Origin of the sequence: Kaistia terrae (genome assembly GCF_026344005.1) — a bacterium.
Lineage (GTDB): Bacteria > Pseudomonadota > Alphaproteobacteria > Rhizobiales > Kaistiaceae > Kaistia > Kaistia terrae.
Window position 1 is genome coordinate 1 of the sequence record NZ_JAPKNH010000037.1, and the last position, 650, is coordinate 650.

At 66.9% G+C, this 650-nt stretch carries 1 protein-coding gene; it reads left to right on the forward strand.

Going from position 1 to position 650, the window contains the following annotated elements; all coding sequences use genetic code 11:
• A partial coding sequence (locus tag OSH12_RS26200) for a DUF992 domain-containing protein (RefSeq protein WP_266346581.1) occupies positions 1 to 487 on the forward strand: 487 nt, incomplete at its 5' end.
• Positions 488 to 650 lie beyond the last annotated feature (163 nt).

Here is a 650-nt window from a genome sequence, read left to right on the forward strand (position 1 = left end):
CGCCAAGAGCGCGGCTCTTGGCGCCGGCTTTGCGGTCGCGGCATCGCTGCTGCTGGCCTCCGGCGCCATGGCGCAGTCCGCGACCAAGGTCGGCACGCTGAAATGCGATGTTTCCGGAGGCGTTGGCCTGATCCTGGTCGAAAAGCAGACCATGACCTGCCAGTTCGTCCCGGCGCAGAATGCCGGGCCCGCCAACAACTACACGGGTAAGATTGAAACCTTCGGCGTCGCGCTCGGCGGCGTCGAGCAAGGACACCTAATCTGGGGCGTGATCACCCAGACGAACAACGCGCCGGCGGTCGGCGCACTGGCCGGCAAGTATGTCGGCGCCAGCGCGGACGCGGCCTTCGGTCCTGGCCTTGGCGCCAATGTTCTGGTCGGCGGCTCGGGCGATGCGTTCGCCCTGCAGCCGATCTCGGTCGAAGGTGAAATCGGCATCAACATCGCCGCCGGCGTCACGCAACTGACCCTCGTTTCCGCCCCCTGATCCAAGCCGAACCGCCTGGCTAATACGGCGCGCGGCATAGTCGCGCGCCGTATCGCTATGCTATCTGAGGCCTGGCGCCCGCCTACAGCGGCCGCCGTTGCGGCATTGCGGCCAGACGTCGTCATTTCGGATATCAGGATGCCGGGCCTCGGCGGCATCGGGG